Source organism: Aestuariivivens insulae, from assembly GCF_022662195.1.
In the GTDB taxonomy this organism is placed as follows: Bacteria; Bacteroidota; Bacteroidia; order Flavobacteriales; family Flavobacteriaceae; genus Aestuariivivens; species Aestuariivivens insulae.
Map to the genome: position 1 here is coordinate 339,478 of NZ_JAKMCS010000003.1, position 17,195 is coordinate 356,672.

General features: G+C 35.8%; 9 protein-coding genes. 5 read left to right on the forward strand and 4 right to left on the reverse strand.

What is annotated here, in order from left to right; all coding sequences use genetic code 11:
• Nucleotides 1-7 precede the first annotated feature (7 nt).
• On the forward strand, nucleotides 8-1,906 hold the full coding sequence (locus tag MR062_RS05755; RefSeq protein ID WP_242203135.1) for an amidophosphoribosyltransferase: 1,899 nt from the start codon (nucleotides 8-10) through the stop codon (nucleotides 1,904-1,906).
• A gap of 1,014 nt (nucleotides 1,907-2,920) precedes the next feature.
• On the opposite strand, the gene MR062_RS05760 is transcribed toward MR062_RS05755, so the two are convergent.
• On the reverse strand, nucleotides 2,921-3,529 hold the full coding sequence (locus MR062_RS05760; RefSeq protein ID WP_242203136.1) for a superoxide dismutase: 609 nt from the start codon (nucleotides 3,527-3,529) through the stop codon (nucleotides 2,921-2,923).
• A 259-nt stretch (nucleotides 3,530-3,788) separates the two neighbouring features.
• Here MR062_RS05760 and MR062_RS05765 point away from each other — a divergent pair, with 259 nt between their 5' ends.
• The 4 genes from MR062_RS05765 to MR062_RS05780 all read left to right on the forward strand — a co-directional run bounded on the left by MR062_RS05765 (nucleotide 3,789) and on the right by MR062_RS05780 (nucleotide 12,240).
• Nucleotides 3,789-6,926, forward strand: coding sequence for a UvrD-helicase domain-containing protein (locus MR062_RS05765; RefSeq protein ID WP_242203137.1), 3,138 nt, complete (start codon nucleotides 3,789-3,791; stop codon nucleotides 6,924-6,926).
• 247 nt (nucleotides 6,927-7,173) lie between these two features.
• Nucleotides 7,174-8,562 (forward strand): OmpA family protein, encoded by a 1,389-nt coding sequence (locus MR062_RS05770; RefSeq protein ID WP_242203138.1) that lies wholly within the window; start codon nucleotides 7,174-7,176, stop codon nucleotides 8,560-8,562.
• 70 nt (nucleotides 8,563-8,632) lie between these two features.
• Complete coding sequence (locus tag MR062_RS05775) at nucleotides 8,633-11,398, forward strand: PD-(D/E)XK nuclease family protein (protein WP_242203139.1); 2,766 nt, start codon at nucleotides 8,633-8,635, stop codon at nucleotides 11,396-11,398.
• A gap of 2 nt (nucleotides 11,399-11,400) precedes the next feature.
• Nucleotides 11,401-12,240, forward strand: coding sequence for an alpha/beta hydrolase family protein (locus MR062_RS05780; RefSeq protein WP_242203140.1), 840 nt, complete (start codon nucleotides 11,401-11,403; stop codon nucleotides 12,238-12,240).
• 1 nt (nucleotide 12,241) lies between these two features.
• Here the strand turns inward: MR062_RS05780 and MR062_RS05785 are convergent, their stop codons facing one another.
• The 3 genes from MR062_RS05785 to MR062_RS05795 form a co-directional block, all read right to left on the reverse strand.
• Nucleotides 12,242-13,891, reverse strand: coding sequence for an alpha-amylase family glycosyl hydrolase (locus MR062_RS05785; protein WP_242203141.1), 1,650 nt, complete (start codon nucleotides 13,889-13,891; stop codon nucleotides 12,242-12,244).
• 1 nt (nucleotide 13,892) lies between these two features.
• The gene (locus MR062_RS05790; protein WP_242203142.1) at nucleotides 13,893-15,773 is read right to left on the reverse strand and encodes an alpha-amylase family glycosyl hydrolase; all 1,881 of its coding nucleotides are present in this window, start codon (nucleotides 15,771-15,773) and stop codon (nucleotides 13,893-13,895) included.
• 194 nt (nucleotides 15,774-15,967) lie between these two features.
• Nucleotides 15,968-17,179 carry an alpha/beta hydrolase gene (locus MR062_RS05795; RefSeq protein WP_242203143.1) on the reverse strand — a complete coding sequence of 404 codons (1,212 nt, stop codon included), beginning with the start codon at nucleotides 17,177-17,179 and terminating at the stop codon, nucleotides 15,968-15,970.
• Nucleotides 17,180-17,195 lie beyond the last annotated feature (16 nt).

A 17,195-nucleotide genomic window follows, 5' to 3' on the forward strand; every position in this document is an offset into this window, starting at 1 on the left:
ACTAAAAATGAGTGACGCTTTAAAACACGAATGCGGAATAGCCGTAATTAGACTTTTAAAACCTTTAGAATACTACAAGGAAAAGTATGGCACTGCTTTTTATGGGGTAAATAAAATGTACCTTATGATGGAAAAACAGCACAACAGAGGGCAAGACGGTGCTGGTTTCGCAAGTATTAAATTAGACACTAAGCCTGGCGATAGATATATTAGTAGAATTCGCTCCATTCAGCAGCAGCCCATTCAAGATATATTTGCTCAAATTAACCAGCGCATTAACAACGAATTTAAAGCGCACCCCGAATACAGTAACGATGTTGCCTTACAAAAAAAGCATATTCCTTATATAGGCGAATTGCTACTGGGACATGTACGTTATGGCACTTTTGGAAAAAACAGCGTAGAGAGTGTACATCCATTTTTAAGGCAAAATAACTGGATGCACAGAAACCTTATAATGGCCGGAAACTTTAACATGACCAATGTTAAAGAACTTTTTAGCAACCTTATAGAACTGGGACAGCATCCTAAAGAATACACCGATACCATAACCATTATGGAAAAAATTGGTCATTTCCTAGATGATGCTGTTAGCAAAATTTATAAAAACCTAAAAAAAGAGGGTTATAACAAAAGGGAAGCCTCACCACTTATAGCAGAACGTTTAAAAGTATCCAAGATTTTAAAACGTGCTGCCAAAAACTGGGATGGCGGTTATGCTATGGCTGGACTTATTGGCCATGGAGATGCTTTTGTCTTAAGAGATCCAGCAGGTATAAGACCCGCTTATTACTACAAAGACGACGAAGTTGTGGTAATCGCTTCAGAGCGTCCAGTAATTCAAACTGTATTCAATGTAAAGTTTGAAGACGTACAGGAGCTGGATCCAGGGCATGCCATCATTACTAAAAAATCGGGTAAGGTATCCATTAAAAAAATACTGGAACCATTAGAAAGAAAATCATGCTCTTTTGAACGTATTTATTTTTCCCGCGGAAGTGATGCCGAAATCTACCAAGAACGCAAAAAACTTGGAGAATTGCTAATGCCACAGGTATTGGATGCCGTCAACAACGATACAAAAAACACGGTATTCTCTTATATTCCCAATACTGCCGAAACATCATTTTTTGGTATGATTGAAAGGGCCGAAGCTTTACTTAACAAAAAGAAAACGGCAGCCATTTTAAGCGGACAACGTTCCATTTCGGCCGAAGAAGTAACCGACATTCTATCAGAACGCACAAGAGTAGAAAAAATAGCCATTAAAGATGTTAAGCTTAGAACCTTTATTACAGAAGATAGTAGCAGGGATGATTTAGTAGCACATGTTTACGACGTAACCTATGGTGTTATTAAACCAAATGATAACCTCGTTATCATAGACGACAGTATTGTTCGTGGTACAACCCTTAAGAAAAGTATCTTAAAAATGCTGGACAGGTTAAATCCTAAAAAAATTGTGGTGGTTTCTTCTGCTCCACAAATTCGCTATCCAGATTGTTATGGTATCGATATGGCTAACTTAGAAAGTTTGGTCGCATTTCAAGCAGCACTGGAACTTTTAAAGGATTCCGATCAATACCATATTGTAGAGGATGTTTATAAAAAATGTATCGAGCAAACCGAACTGGACGATAAATATGTGCAAAATTTTGTAAAAGAAATTTATGCTCCATTTACAGACGAGCAAATTTCAGATAAAATAGCACAGTTACTAAGCGATGAAAGCATAGAATCTGAAGTAAAAATTATTTTCCAAAGTGTGGACAATTTGCATAAAGCTTGCCCTAATGACTTAGGTGACTGGTACTTTACAGGCAACTATCCAACAGTTGGAGGAAACAGGGTTGTAAATAGAGCTTTTATTAACTTTTACGAAGGCAACAAAGAGCGTGCTTATTGATTTTTTTGAGTTAACATAATTTTGACCTTTAATCTATTAAAATAAGCTTTTAATCTAAAAAAAGTGCCGTTCATCTAGAAAATAAGCGAATTATGTTTTTTAGATTTACCTTGGTATCACCATAACATAAGTAGGTTAAGTTCATGGTAGATTTGGGGCAAAAAAAGGTGAACTCTCGTTCGCCTTTTTTTATGCTTTTTTTTAAGTTTTTTCTTCAACTCCCTATAAGACAGCTTTCTTTTACATCAAGTTTTTATAAAACTCTTTTAAGCCGATATATTTGTAGTTTACCTAAAATATTTTTCCGTTGTATTAAGCTCCCATATATTCGGATCACCATAACATAAGTAGGTTAAGTTTATGGTAGATTTGGGGCTAAAAAGGTGAACTTTCGTTCGCCTTTTTTTTGTGCACTATTCTAACCCTCTACAGCAAATCCTAATCCCCCTTAAGCCAATATATTAGCCGTTTACCTAAATTATTTTTTTTAATAGTACCACTAACATAAATTTGTGCCACCATAACATAAGTAGGTTAAGTTTATGGTAGATTTGGGGCAAAAAGGTGAACGAAAGTTCACCTTTTTCATTTTCTGGAATTTCCCCAAAAAAGAAGTCGCCTAAAATAAATTTTAGGCGACTTCTTAATTTATAATAAGCATCCCTTCATGTTCACATTACAAATAATCATTTAATGTGACACTTAGGATAAGCGACTCACTCAATTCTGATCAACTCAGAATTGGTTCGCTGGATTACTCTTTCTCTTAAAGAGATCCTTCGGCTAAGCTCAGGATAAGCGACTCACTCAATTCTGATCAACTCAGAATTGGTTCGCTGAATTACTCTTTCACTTAAAGAGATCCTTCGGCTAAGCTCAGGATAAGCGACTCACACAATTCTGATCAACTCAGAATTGGTTCGCTGAATTACTCTTTCACTTAAAGAGATCCTTCGGCTAAGCTCAGGATAAGCGACTCACACAATTCTGATCAACTCAGAATTGGTTCGCTGCTTACTTTGCTTCAGCGTAACGTCTTTCAACTTCGTTCCAGTTAATAACATTAAAAAACGCCTTAATGTAATCTGGACGACGGTTTTGGTAATTTAAATAATAGGCATGCTCCCAAACATCTAACCCTAAAATAGGGGTACCACCACAGCCTACACCTGGCATTAATGGGTTATCTTGATTTGGAGAAGAACAAACTTCTACTTTTCCTCCTTTATGCACACATAACCAAGCCCAACCTGAACCAAAACGTGTAGCTGCTGCTTTTGAGAAAGCCTCCTCAAATCCTTCCTTAGAGCCATAAGCTGCTTCAATAGCATCTTTTAATTCTCCGGATAAATAACCTTTACCTTCTGGGTTCATTACACTCCAAAACAAAGAATGGTTATAAAATCCACCACCATTATTTCTTACGGCAGCATTATTAATATCTAAATTAGCAAGGATATCTTCAATAGACTTACCATCTAAATCGGTTCCTTCAATAGCATTGTTTAAATTGTTTGTATACCCTGCATGATGTTTAGAATGGTGTATCTCCATTGTACGTGCATCTATATGAGGTTCTAAAGCATCATAAGCATATCCCAATTCTGGTAATTCAAAAGCCATAATTTTTTGTTTTAAGATTTTAATATTAAACGATTTCAAATTTACGCATAAAACAGATTAATTAAAAATAATAAATTGTTATCCAACCATTAATAGTTTTTATCTATTTTCTGTGAAAAATTAAATTTAGTTTCACATCAATAACCTAACTTTCGACTATGCTCTGCAACCACTTTGTTAGCCCATAATTTTGTTTTCATTTGTTCGCCTTGGATTTTCAAATGAAAAAATTCACGTACTTTTAATCAAATTTTAATTGATGCAAAACCATAGCCCTTTTACAGTATATAATGCCTCTGCAGGAAGTGGTAAGACCTATACACTAGTAAAGGAATTTTTAAAAATTTTATTCCAATCCAATAATGTCTTCCGCTTTAAAAACATACTAGCGATAACCTTTACCAATAAGGCTGTGGCCGAAATGAAGGATCGCATTATTGGTACACTCAAGCAATTTTCAGAAGATACCATTATAGAACACCCTAATAGCATGTTTGAAGCTATATGCGAAGAATTGGCTATTGAACCTAAACAACTCCACAGCAAGGCAAAACGATTGCTACATATTATGGTTCATAATTATGCGGCATTTAACATATCTACCATTGACGGCTTTACCCATAAATTAATAAGAACTTTTGCGTACGACTTAAAATTACCTTTGAATTTTGAAGTTGAACTAGACCAAGACACACTTTTAAATGAAGCTGTAAACCGCTTGATTGCTAAAGCAGGAAGTGATGATACCTTAACAAAAACACTGGTTGATTTTGCCATTGAAAAAGCCGATGATGATAAGAGCTGGGATATTACCTTAGACTTTAACAAAATAGGCAGGCTTCTTTTTAACGAAAACGACGCTCCGTTTGTTAAAACATTAACCCCTAAAAGTTTGGGTGATTTTAAAGCCCTTAAGCAACTCTTAATTGACTCAATAAAAGCATTAGAGGAACAAATTACCCAAAAGGCAAATAGCATTTTAACTTTAATAGATGAAGCTGGTTTAGAGCATGCCGATTTTTCATCAGGTTATCTCCCGAAACATTTCACCAAACTGAGCAACAAAAATTTCGATCTTAACTTTAATGCCAAGTGGCAAGAAGATTTAGCGACCAAAACCCTTTACCCAAAGCGAGTCACCACTGCCATAGCCGCTACCATAGATGACATTCAGCCTCAATTAGCAAAAGCCTTCGATGCTACTAAACATAATGTTTTTCAACTAAAATTCTTAACCGCTTTTCACAAAAACATTATCCCTCTATCTGTTTTAAGCGCTATAAGCAACGAACTGGAAGCCTTAAAAACAGAACAAAACAAATTGCTGATTTCTGAATTTAACAGCATTATAAGCAACGAAATTAAAAACCAGCCCACGCCCTTTATCTATGAGCGCTTAGGCGAAAAGTTTAGACATTATTTTATTGACGAATTTCAGGACACTTCTAAACTGCAATGGGAAAATATAATACCTCTTCTGGACAATGCCCTGTCTTCAGAAAACGGTAGCGCCATGATCGTGGGCGATGCCAAACAGGCCATTTACCGGTGGCGTGGCGGTGTAGCCGAACAGTTTATTAATTTATTCAATAAATCAACGTTACCTTTTCAAATTGAACAAGAGGTTAACAACCTTGAATTTAATTACCGTAGTTTTAAGGAAATTGTCTCCTTTAATAATGGCTTTTTTACGTTTTTATCGGATAATACTTTTAGCAAAGAAGATTATAAAAGCCTATATAAAAGCTCGCACCAAAACCCTTCTACAGAAGAACAGGGTTATGTGGAATTATCTTTTTTAAACATTGAAAAAGATGACGACAAAGACGAACTGTATGCCAATAAGGTTTTACAAACCATTCGTGAATGCTTACAAAACGGATATACACTTAAAGATATTTGCATACTTACACGTTATAAAAAGGACGAAAAACATTTGGCTTCATTTTTATCGACTCACGACGATATAAATGTTATTTCAGAAGATGGCTTAATGCTTGCCCATGCTCCCGAAGTTACCTTTATAAATAATGTATTAACGCTATTAACACAACCCAAAAACCTCACGGTTAAAGTTGCTGTTCTAAATTACTTAGCCAATGCATTCAACGAAGATGATAAACATTCTTTTTTTAGTAAGCATATAAACCAACCGCTACCAAACCTATTTAAAAGTCTTGAAGCCTATGAGGTGCATTTAAGTTACGATAGCTTATTGCAACTACCTTTGTACGAGTTAGTAGAAACTATTATTAGAAGCTTTAACTTGGTAAAACACGGTAATGCTTATGTGCAATTCTACCTTGATTTGGTTTTGGAATTCTCCCAAAAACTAGGTTCAGATTTACTGGCCTTTTTGGATTATTTCGATAAAAAGAAAGAAACCTTTACCATAATATCCCCCAAAGAAGAGCAGGCCATACAAATAATGACCATTCATAAATCTAAAGGGCTTGAGTTTCCAGTAGTCATCTTTCCTTATGCCGATTTAGATATTTATTTGGAACGCGAGCCTAAAGAATGGTTTCCTATAAACCCGGAGACCTACCATGGCTTTAGCCATACACTAATCAATTTTAATAAAGATTTTGAACATTATGGGGAAATTGGCAAGACCATATATAATAACCATAAGTCAGAACAAGAGTTAGACAACATAAATTTGTTGTATGTGGCTTTAACGCGCGCCGTTGAACAACTCTATGTTATCTCTAAAAACGATAGCATGTTAAAAGATGAGGCTAGGTCGAAAAAATATTCTGGTTTGCTAATTAATTATTTGCAACATCTTAACTTATGGGACGACTCCCAATTAACCTATCGTTTTGGAAAATTGGAAAGCACCTTAAAGAAGGAAGTATTAGATATACCAAGCAAAACATCGTTGGAATTCATTTCTACGAACAAAAGAGACCATAACATTAATATTGTTACTAAATCTGGGTTTTTATGGGATACTAATCAAGAAAAAGCTATCGAAAAAGGGAACTTATTACACGATATTATGTCCCAAATATCCACAAAAGACGATGTTGACCTTGTAATTGAACAACATCTTAGCCAAGGCATGATGGACAAACAACAAGCTACATTATTAAAAACACAAGTTTTAAACATAGTACAACACCCAGAATTAAGCCCTTATTTTAACACCAATCTTAACATTTATAATGAACAAGATATTATAACCCATCAAAATATTGTTTTGAGACCAGATCGTGTTGTGGTAAATTCCAAAAATGAAGCCATAATCATAGATTATAAAACGGGAGAAGCCAATAAATCACACAAGCAACAGTTACAGTTATATCAAGATGTTTTAGAAGAAATGCATTATAAAGTTAAACACAAATTTTTGGTATATACAAATAAAAATATTGAAGTAGAAAAAGTATAAACCAACTAAAAAACAACAACATAACCACAGTCTATTTACAGCTTTTACATACAGGTATTAAAGATTTTTCCACGGATATAAACACCTAAAACGTCCTTTTAATCGTATTTTCTTGTTAAGAAAGTTGAGTTTATAATACATAAGGATTGATACTGTCTTCAATATTTTTATATATTTGTCTTTGTTAATAAATTTTTACAACTTACATTTGTTTGCAATTAACACTTAAAAATTAAACTTTTTGAATATGAAAAATCTTAGCAGATTATTGTTCGCTATGTTGCTTGTACTTGGGTATAGCAACGTAAATGCGCAAGACAAAAACAACCCATGGCAAATTACTATTGGTGTAAATGCAGTAGATGCATTCCCTTCAGGAGATGGTGCATTATTCACTGGAAATGGTGAAGCTAGTGAAACTATCTTTAGTAAGTTTGTTGACACAGACAACTACAACATTTTACCATCATTAACCACTATTTCTGTTTCTAAATACTTAAGTGATGGATTTTCTTTTGGTGTAACAGGATCAATCAATAAAATTGAGAGCTGGGGAGAGGTTCCTGGTACTCCTGATGCAGCAGAAGCAGACGATTTATCTTACTATGGTGTAGACGGAACTATTAAGTACAACTTCTTAGAAGACACAACCTTTGATCCATATATTGGTGTAGGTGGTGGTTACACTTGGGTTGACGAAGTTGGAGCTGGTACTTTAAATGGTACTTTAGGTTTCAATGTATGGTTTAGCGAAAACATTGGTCTTACTTTACAGACTTCATACAAGCATGCTTTCGAAGACTATTTAGATACACATTTCCAACATTCTGCTGGTATCTCTATTAAATTTGGAGGAACAGATACAGATGGTGATGGCATCTACGACAAAGACGATGCTTGTCCAGACGTTGCTGGTTTAGAAGCTTTTAATGGTTGTCCAGATTCTGACGGTGATGGTATTGAAGATAGCAAAGACGATTGTCCTAACGAAGCTGGTGCTGCTGAATTTAACGGTTGTCCAGATTCTGATGGTGACGGTGTTGCCGATAAAAACGATAACTGTCCTTCAGTTGCTGGTTTAAAATCTTTAGCTGGTTGTCCAGATGCTGATGGTGACGGTGTTACAGATGGTGATGATTCTTGTCCTAACACTGCTGGTCCTGCTGCCAATAAAGGTTGTCCTTGGCCAGATACCGATGGTGATGGCGTTTTAGACAAAGACGATAAATGTCCAGACGTTAAAGGTACTGTTGCTAACAACGGATGTCCAGAAGTTACTGAAGAAGTTCAAAAGACATTAAACGAGTACGCTAAAACGATCTTATTCGATACTGGTAAATCTACTATCAAATCTCAATCTGAAGAAGTATTGAAAGATATTATTGGTATCCTTAATGAGTACCCAACTGCTAAATTTACAGTTGAAGGACATACCGATAGCGTAGGTAGCGAAAAATTAAACCAATCTTTATCTGAAGCTAGAGCGCTTTCTGTAAAAGATTACTTAGTTAAGAATGGTGTTGACGAATTTAGACTTTCTGCACTTGGTTACGGTGAGTCTAAGCCAATCGATACTAACAAAACTAGAGCTGGTAGAGCTAACAACAGACGTGTTGAAATTAACTTAGCAAAATAATAAGCTAAAACAATTTTAAAATAAGTTTAAAAACGCTTCGGATATCCGAAGCGTTTTTTATTTTTATATAATGACAACATTTATTTTTGATGTTCTAACCGACTTACAAGAAAAGCGAATAAACTTAACCGAAACAACTTTTATTTTACCAAGTAAAAGGGCTGGACTTTTTCTAAAACACCAACTTCATCATTTTATTGACCAACCTATATTTTCTCCTAAAATTCTTAGTATTGAAGAATTTGTAGAAGATTTATCGCAGCTAAAGAAAACAACCAACACCGAACTTCTTTTTCTGTTTTATAACAGTTACCTGCAATTAACCCCTAAAGAAGCTACAGAATCGTTTGAGTCTTTTTCTAAATGGGGACAGCTCCTACTTCAGGATTTTAATGAAATAGATCGCTATTTGGTGCCTCAAGAAAAGATTTTTAATTACCTGGGTGCCATAAAAGAAATTGAACATCAGCATTGGTCCTTAGAAGAGCAACAAACAGATTTCATTAAAAAATATCTGGCTTTCTGGAATAAACTCTTCAGCTATTATACCCATTTCACCAAATCCATGTTAAAAAAGCAGATAGGTTATCAAGGGTTGATATATCGCGAAGCCGCCAAAAACATATCTAATTACATTCAAAGCAACTCTAACAAAAACCACATCTTTTTAGGATTTAATGCCTTAAACACAGCCGAAGAAATAATCATTCAAGAATTACTGGAAAACAACTTGGCTCAAATTTATTGGGATATAGACCAAGTATTTATAGAAAATAACATACACGATGCAGGTCTATTTGTAAGACAACATAAAGCCCAATGGAATTATTTTAACCACCACCCATTTAATTGGATAACCAATCATTACAGTACCAAGAAAAACATTTCGGTATATGGTATTCCCAAGCAAGTAGGACAGGCCAAATACATTGGTAGCATTCTTAAAAAGTTAAAGCAACAACAAACATCACTACAAAATACAGCCGTTATTCTAGGGGATGAAAACCTGCTAATTCCTGTTTTAAACTCGCTACCTAAAGACCTTGACGCTTTAAATATTACCATGGGTCTTCCCTTAAAGTCCGTACCATTGGCCTCACTTTTTCAAAGCTTATTCGAAATTCATAAAAGGGACTCCAAGACATTTTATTTTAAAGACATCATTAAAATATTATCCCATCAGTTTATAAGGCCTTTATTTATACATGAAAATGAAGATCATGCCATCACTATCATCAATACTATAAACACCAACAATTTAGTATATGTCTCCAACGCACAACTGAAAGGAATGACCTCAGGTTCTCATGATCTTCTGGACATTTTGTTTTCAGGCTGGGAAACATCTATAGATCGTGTTATTGAAAACTGTACTACCTTAATTTTATTATTAAAGGCCCATCTCGATGAAAACAAATCATCTAATTTATTGGCCTTAGAATATGTATTCCGCTTTAACGTCTTATTCAATGAATTGTCAAGATTAAATTCAGCATATAACCATATTAAGGGTGTATCGACACTATATGGGATATATAAGGAATTATTGAATTCGGAAACCTTAGATTTTCAAGGCGAACCGCTGCAAGGGCTTCAAATTATGGGAATGCTGGAATCCCGTGTTTTGGATTTTGAGACCATCATTATTTCATCTGTAAACGAAGGCTTGTTACCTGCCGGAAAAACCAATAATTCATTTATTCCCTTTGATGTTAAATTGGAAAACAATTTACCCACCTTCAAAGAAAAAGACGCTGTTTACACCTATCACTTTTACCGATTATTACAACGGGCCAAAAATGTTTATATATTATACAATACTGAAGCAGATGTGCTGGTTGGCGGCGAAAAAAGCAGGTTCATAACGCAATTGGAAATAGAAAACATCCACCATATTAACCACAGCATTATAGCACCAGATGTACCTATAATTAAACCATCGCTAAACATAATACAAAAATCAGAAGATGTTATTCATAAACTAAAATCTATCGCAGCAAAAGGCTTTTCGCCCTCTTCCTTAACCCACTATATGCGCAACCCAATAGATTTTTATTATGAAAAAATACTTGGCATAAAAGAATTAGAGGATGTTGAAGAAACTATTGCTGCTAATACTTTAGGAACAGTGGTTCATAACACTTTGGAAGATTTTTATAAACCTTTGGAAGGACAATTTCTAACACCAGAAATTATAAAAACCTTCAGGTCAAATATTTCCAGAACAGTAACGCATCATTTTAAAAATGAATACAAAGAAGGTGATATTTCTAAGGGTAAAAATTTAATCATCTTTGAAATTGCCAAACGCTATGTTGCTAACTTTTTAGATTTGGAATTAAAAAATTTAGAAGCTGGAAATACTATAAAAATACTGGCTATTGAAGCCAATAATCTGGTTCCCATCCATATTCCAGAAATAGGATTTCCAATAAACCTTACTGGTAAAGTGGACCGAATTGATGAATGTAACGGCCTAACACGAATTATAGATTATAAAACGGGAAACGTACAGCAAAACCAAGTTGAAGTTATAGATTGGGAAGACATCACAACAGATTACACCAGGTATAGCAAAAGCTTTCAAGTGCTTACATACGCCTACATGATGTTACAATCCAAACAAATACAATTACCTGTTGAAGCTGGTATTGTATCGTTTAAAAACTTAAGCTCAGGGTTTATTAAATTCACAAAAAAAGACAAAATAGGTTATGGCGCTACAAAAGAAGCTTTAATTACTCCAGAAACCCTTTCCCTTTTTGAAACAGAACTCAAACATCTTATTATCGAAATTTGTAACCCATCTATTAATTTTATTGAAAAGGAGGTTTAATTATGAATATACTGAAGCATATAATTATAGAAGGAAAACACAACAAGCCCATACTTGCTGATGTATTTTATGCTGAAAACGACACTATTAAGCCCATCGTTATCTTTTGCCATGGTTATAAAGGATTTAAAGATTGGGGCGCCTGGAACTTAATGGCCAAGGCCTTTGCCGAAGCAGGCTTTTGCTTTATAAAATTCAATTTTTCACATAATGGTGGCACCATAGAACAACCTATTGATTTTCCAGATTTAGAGGCTTTTGGCAATAACAATTACACCAAGGAACTGGACGACTTAGAGTCTGTAATCAATTGGGTTTTTAATGACAATACCATAAAATCCGTAGGCGATTTAGACCATATCAATTTAATTGGCCATAGCCGGGGAGGCGGTATAGTTACCATAAAAGCCCAAGAAGACCAACGTATCACGAAAGTGGTTAGCCTTGCAGGGGTTTGTGATTTTGGAAAACGAACGGCGACAATAGGCGATTTGGAACAATGGCAAAAAACAGGTGTAAAATATGTTTTAAACGGACGCACCAAACAACAAATGCCACATTACTATCAGTTTTACGAAGACTTTATTGCTAATGAAGAGCGACTTACCATTAAACGCGCTGTCTCACAATTAAACATCCCGTATTTAATCATTCACGGTAACGCAGACACCAGTGTTTCTATAGATGAAGCCTATCAACTTCACGAATGGAACAACAACAGTGAACTATATGTTATTGAAGGCGCTAACCATGTTTTTGGAGCATCGCATCCTTGGGATAAAGATTATTTGCCAGAGCCTTTATTAATGGCTATTAATCACACCATTGCTTTTATATTATAGGCTATTGCTTCTCCAGCAATACAATATTAAAAGGAGTATTAATGACTACTTTACCTTTTTTTACCTGTATTGTTTTTCCCGAATAAGCATCCTGTAATTGATCGCCATCTTCAAATACTTTTGAGACGTCCAATACTTTTTCGCCATTGGGCAAATCCAACCCTATAACAACAACATCTTTATAGTTATTGCTTTGGTAACTTCTATAGAACACATAAGGTTTCTGGGTAATCATTTGATGCTTGCCAGCACCTACAGCAGGATGGTTTTTTCTGAATTGCCCCAACTTTTGCCAATGCCTCAAAATATCTTGTGTTCTTGAATTATTCTTTATCGCCTCCCAATTCATAAACGAGCGCAACGTAGCATCGCCTTGTGTGCCTTCAACAATTAAGGCTCGTGCCGATTCATCACCATAATAAATCTGTGCTGTGCCTGGTGTTAATAATAGTTTGGTGGCTGTTTCAAAAGGCTTATTACGAGCAGCATCAAAAGGTTGACTGTCGTCGTGTGAACTTAAATAATTTAATACGCCATATCCATTTAGTTCTGAATTCAGAATATCTGAATAGCGTTTAAACATCGCTTCTGTAGTTAGCTGGGCCGCATTCCATTTCAGTTCAAAATTGATCAAACTACTGAAGGCATCATCAAAATAATTTACTTTTTTATCTCCAAAATCGAAGGCCTTAGTACTTGAAATACCATAATTATACACTTCTCCTACTAGATAAAACGCATTGTCATCTAATACCTTATCTGGATTATTCGTTTTATATTCTGAAAACGAATAATCGCATTCATCTTTAAATTCCTGCCATACATAAGGCTCGACATGTTTTACGGTATCAACCCTATAACCATCAATACCAAACTTGGTAATATAATCGGTTAGCCACTTCATAATATAAAATCGTGGTGCCCTTGGGTATCCTGTACGTTCAAAGAATGCATCTAATTCTGTCACTTCTTGCTCGTAGCGCCCTTCTGCTTTCCACTTTTCAATCAATTGGGGAGGCAGGTCTACATTGGCATTACTTTCGGTTTTTATATCGGGTAGATTTTTTACTAAAGTGCAGGTTATGGTCGACTCAAAAGATTTATAAGTGCATTGTGGCTCTGTCCTTACCCAAGCCTCTGGCCATACAGGGTCTTGTTCTGTAACGGGGCCAGTGTGGTTTATTATGGCGTCCAACAAAATCCGTATACCGTATTGATGTGCTACGCTTACCAATTCATGTAAATCTGCCGCTGTACCAAAATTGGGATCTATAGCCGTCCAATCGCTAGCCCAATACCCATGAAATGGATAGGTAAGCCCTGTATTTTCATCTGTACCCCCATGTATTTGTTCCACAATGGGTGTCATCCATATCGCATTGACTCCTAAGTTGGTAAAATATCCTTCTTTTATTTTTTGGGTGATGCCTTTTATATCGCCTCCTTCGAACCCTCTTAGTTTACCTGTTTCTAATGTTCTGTCAAAATTAATATCGTTGGTTGCATCCCCATTATTGAAACGATCGATCAATAAAAAGTACACATTGGTAGCTTCCCAAACAAAGGGCGGCTCTGGTTGCTCTTCAGGGTTTTTATGGACACACCCTGTTAGGGTTACCGTTATTAAAATGCCAAAAATTAATGAACGCATATTACTGTACTTTTAAAATAAAGGATTCCAAAGGATGTATTGTAATGGGTATGCTTGCTTGGTCTTTATGAATTGTTAAATTAGAACTATATTGATTGTATAACATATCTTTTAATTGGTATTTACCATGTTTTAAGCCCCATTTATCAATAAGGCTTTCTGGTAATTTTAGGTTAAAGCTATATTCCTTGTTAGCATCAAAATTGGAGATGATAATGAGTTTTTCTTCATTGCTCCACCTCACAAAAGATAGCAATTTATCGTTATAGTTTTTGGTGTTTTTACGATTATATGAATGAATATCCCGATATTCCCCAGTTAAAGCAGGGCTCTGTATGGTAAAGTTTAACAAGCGTTTGTAGAAATCCCTAAGTGCTTTTTCTTCTTCGGTTAATTGTCCGCCATCAAAAGCGCCGTTATTCATCCATCGCTGATGGGCTGGCACACCAGCATAATCGAAAATAGACGTTCGTGTAGGGTCTCCATATCCGGTTTCTTCAGAGCCATCCTCTCCAACTTCCTGTCCGAAGTAGACCATGGTAGGCGCTGTTGTAGCAGTCGCCGAAACCACCATTGCCGGCTTGCCTTTTTCTGCTTGTCCAGCAAAATCTGGGCTAGCCAAACGTTGCTCGTCATGGTTCTCCAGAAAATGCAACATATGGTGTTCAATATCCTTCAAACCTTCAAAAATTGGAGGAATATTATCCGTCTTGCCGTAACCTTGCACCACATGCTTTATGGTATCATACAATTGTACTTTATCGTAGAGGTAATCCATTTTCCCTTTTTTAATGTAATCTCTATAAAGCGCTGGATTATAAACTTCGGCCAACAAAAAGGTTTCAGGGTTTTTCATTTTAATAGCAGAATTCATATAGCTCCAAAATTCAACAGGCACCATTTCTGCCATATCAAACCGGAAGCCATCAACGCCTTTTTCCAACCAATACAAGGCTATATCCTTGAATTTTATCCAGGAATTGGGCACGGTTTTATCTTTCCAAAATTCAAAATGTGCTTTGTAGCCTTTGTTATCGAATCCGGCGGGCAGCTCGTCAAAATCCTTTTTGCCTTCGGGTGACACCCCATAGTTTACTTTTACCGTTTCGTACCAATCCCCCATATTGGGCTGTGATAACCGCGAACCATTGCCGGTCCATTTTGCGGGGTTTTCATCAAATTTACCATCTATTAATGGATGCTGTTCTCCTCCAAGTGGCAGATAACCTTCTTCCCATACAGGGACTTTAAACGACGCTTTCGGGTTGTAATAAAAATTGTTGTTGACATGATATGTGACTGAAGTATCGTCCTCTTCACCAAAATCTTTAACACCATTGGGTTTGGATATGCTTTTATAATTTCGGGCCACATGGTTAGGTACAATATCTATGATTACTTTTAGTCCGGCATTATGGGTTCGGTCAATAAGTGCCTGGAATTCTTCCAATCGGTTCTCGACATGAACTGCCAAGTCTGGATTTACATTGTAATAATCTTTTACGGCGTAGGGCGAACCGGCACGTCCTTTAACCACATCGGGATCGTCGTTGGAAATACCGTATGCCGTATAGTCCCTAATAACATCATGATGCAACACTCCTGTATACCAAATATGCGTTACCCCTAAATCTTTTATTTCTGTTAGGGCCTTATTGGTAAAATCGTTGAATTTTCCAACGCCATTCTCTTCAATAGTGCCCCAAGGCTTATTTGTTGTATTGGTATTTCCAAACAAACGTGTAAACACCTGATAAACCACTTTCTTTTTCTGGTCGTTTACAGCTAATGTATTTTCAGATGATTGTTTTTGCGCTTTGTTAGCACAACTGGTTAAGATTAGAAAAACTGTACTAATTAAAACTATAAACTTATTTCTCATATTTAATCAACAATAAAAAATTTCTTGAAACGAACTATCACAGAGGCAGAGTCATAGAGATATTTCGCTCGCTTCATTTTAACCTTTATAAGCCAAAAACCGAAATTCTCTTATTTAGATTCCCGTTTTATTCATATATACATATTCTTAAATTTTTGTATTCATGAATCTTCGATTTCACGGGAATGACAATTTCAACGGACACCCAGAGGCATAGCCTCGAGGAATTCTTTTCGATTAAACAGCCATTCTATGGCCTTTTTAAACTCAGCTTTCCAAAAGGACTCATTGTGCATTCCTGCTTCTATGATCTCGATATCCAAATGGTATTCTGGAAAATTGTTCATGCTTAACAAGAGTTCCATCTTACGCACGTTTTCAATCGTATCTTCCCCTTCCTTTCCTCCAACTAAATAGTACACTTTAGAATCACTTAAATTGGCATGTTGTTTTGTAAATTCAAAACAGTCTTCGGCATACCAAAATGAAGGCGAAAAAACTGCAGCTTTCCCAAAAAAATCTGGATATTTAAAAAACGCATAGTGTGATATTAAGCCTCCCATAGACGAGCCCATAATGGCTGTGTCTTCTCTGTCCGGTTTCGTTCTATATGCTTTATCGATTGCTGGTTTTAGTGTACTTACTAAGAAATCGACATAGGCTTCGCCTTCCCCTTTTCCATATTTTACATTATCCCATGGTGAATACTCGCTTAACCGTGTATCTCCGCCATGGTCTATAGCCACAACTATTAAACTAAAATGGTTTTCGTTATAGAGTTTGTTTAAGGTTTCATCGACTTCCCATTCACCACTAAACGATGTTTTTAAATCGAAAACATTTTGCCCGTCTTGCATGTATAACACAGGATAGCTTAGATTTGACGTTTCGTAATTTGGCGGTAAATAAACACTAACTTTTCTTGTTCTTTTTAATTGTGGCATAGCAAATGCCTCATCAAATACATGCACATTATTTAAAGCTGTCGACGGCCTTTCGTCTTGTGCTTTGCTGTTCCAATTTGATATATTTATAGCAACCGTTTCATTTTTATTAGTAAACGTGTAGCTTCTATTTTCAATGGGGTTACCATCTAATTGACATTCTACGGTTTCCCAACTTCCATTAGTAAATTTAAAGTTTATAAACTCCCGATATTTGGGAATGGTAATACGGTATTGTTTGCTCTCTTTCTTTAATTTGAATTGTTCACGGCCGCCAGACCAACCTTCAAAATCGCCCGACAGATAAATATCTGAACTAAAATCGTGGTCTTCAGGCAAGTCTTTTATGATAAAGGTGACCTCCTCATTGCCCAAGATTGGATTCTCTGAATCGGTATTTTTTTCTTTTTTACAGGAAAAAAATACCGTTATTATGAATGCAACAATGCCAAGTGGTTTCATATATGGAGCTCTCTAG

What these genes read in the sequence shown, in the direction of transcription:
- MR062_RS05760 (WP_242203136.1), bottom strand. Translation starts at nt 3,529, where the DNA reads ATGGCTTTTGAATTACCAGAATTGGGATATGCTTATGATGCTTTAGAA.
- MR062_RS05770 (WP_242203138.1), top strand. Translation starts at nt 7,174, where the DNA reads ATGAAAAATCTTAGCAGATTATTGTTCGCTATGTTGCTTGTACTTGGG.
- MR062_RS05785 (WP_242203141.1), bottom strand. Translation starts at nt 13,891, where the DNA reads ATGCGTTCATTAATTTTTGGCATTTTAATAACGGTAACCCTAACAGGG.
- MR062_RS05775 (WP_242203139.1), top strand. Translation starts at nt 8,633, where the DNA reads ATGACAACATTTATTTTTGATGTTCTAACCGACTTACAAGAAAAGCGA.
- MR062_RS05755 (WP_242203135.1), top strand. Translation starts at nt 8, where the DNA reads ATGAGTGACGCTTTAAAACACGAATGCGGAATAGCCGTAATTAGACTT.
- MR062_RS05780 (WP_242203140.1), top strand. Translation starts at nt 11,401, where the DNA reads ATGAATATACTGAAGCATATAATTATAGAAGGAAAACACAACAAGCCC.
- MR062_RS05795 (WP_242203143.1), bottom strand. Translation starts at nt 17,179, where the DNA reads ATGAAACCACTTGGCATTGTTGCATTCATAATAACGGTATTTTTTTCC.
- MR062_RS05765 (WP_242203137.1), top strand. Translation starts at nt 3,789, where the DNA reads ATGCAAAACCATAGCCCTTTTACAGTATATAATGCCTCTGCAGGAAGT.
- MR062_RS05790 (WP_242203142.1), bottom strand. Translation starts at nt 15,773, where the DNA reads ATGAGAAATAAGTTTATAGTTTTAATTAGTACAGTTTTTCTAATCTTA.